The organism is Aureimonas sp. Leaf427, assembly GCF_001425485.1.
In the GTDB taxonomy this organism is placed as follows: domain Bacteria; phylum Pseudomonadota; class Alphaproteobacteria; order Rhizobiales; family Rhizobiaceae; genus Plantimonas.
Map to the genome: position 1 here is coordinate 1 of NZ_LMQW01000049.1, position 1,227 is coordinate 1,227.

The following is a 1,227-nucleotide window of genomic DNA, read 5'->3' on the forward strand; positions in this document are numbered from 1 at the left end:
CGCCAGAAGCTGGTCCAAAAGCTCTTTGTCGATAGCCATGCGATGGTCCTTTCCTTTCCATCATCATGACCTCCCGCACAGAACTCCTGACAGTCCCAACTGTGGTCGCTCCTGCCCGAACCGCTAGATCCGAAGATCGCTGTACCGGACTGGCCGCACTTCATGGCCGGATGCCTTGCCTTTCGCTCGAGCCTCGATCGTGACGCTGCGACATCTCCGAGAACCACGGAAGACTTTCATCCGTCTCAAGGTTGAGTAAGACTCCGTGTCGGCGCGTCAACCACATCAGGATCGAGGCAACCAGCGGTTCAGTCAGAACGACTGCTATGGAAACCAGGGTCCATACCAGCAGGGCGGTTATCTTCCGAGCACTACCCAGGACAGCCCACACTGCGATTGCGCAGGCGAGAAGTCCGCACGAAAAGCCGAGCTCCGTCGCCGTAACCCCTTCGAACTCATAGCTATCGAGACCGAAAACCAACATCCAGACGATGTTGCCAACGATGAGTACGAGTGTCGCGGCGGGGAGTCGGGAGGGGACAATGACACGAGAAGCCGATTTCGTTCTCAGCATGTCTTGCGTCCCCAAATGCCCTTCAAACGATACCGTCGCAGAACTTTGAAAGCGAATGCCGATTCCAGCATCGTTTGCCTCTTGGCGCGCGACTCCGGCTTCGGCTAGAATCCTCCACACGCTTCGCCCATGGCCGTCGGCACTCAATTGGACGCCCCCCCGTGCCTATCAAACCCGAAATGCGTGGCTTCTACCCTATCGACTGGCCGCAACTCTCAGCGTCGATCCGCTTTCGCCGCGCCGGCGGCCGCTGCGAGCAAAGCAAGCGTCCCCACAAGCAACTCGTCTGCCAGCTCGCCGACGGACGCTGGTACGAGATCATCGGGAATCCCACCATCGCCGACGCCGTGCTCGACCGCCTCGTCCACAACGCCTATCGCATCGAACTCACGGGAGAGAGCCTGAGAAAAAGAGTGTCATTCGGCGTGCAATTTTGGGTCTGACGCAGTCTCGATGACGATCAGGGCGCTCCAAGGAGGCGAGCTTCCAGAAGATCGAGCTTAGCGCGGCCGTACATCTGGCGCTTGACGAGCTTCAGGCGGTTGACATGCCCTTCGGTCTGGCCGTTCGACCAGGGCTCGGTGACGGCAGCGCGCACGGCGGCGAGATCCCTGGCGATGCCGCGGGCGAAGGACGCGATCAGGCTGGGTTTT

General features: G+C 59.8%; 1 protein-coding gene and 1 pseudogene. One reads left to right on the plus strand and one right to left on the minus strand.

Annotated features, from left to right (window positions below; all coding sequences use genetic code 11):
• Positions 1-864 precede the first annotated feature (864 nt).
• Positions 865-1,017: pseudogene (locus ASG62_RS28140) on the plus strand (ATP-binding protein); the annotation flags it as partial.
• A 17-nt stretch (positions 1,018-1,034) separates the two neighbouring features.
• On the opposite strand, the gene ASG62_RS20820 reads toward ASG62_RS28140, so the two are convergent.
• A partial coding sequence (locus ASG62_RS20820) for a transposase (protein WP_162247017.1) occupies positions 1,035-1,227 on the minus strand: 193 nt, incomplete at its 5' end.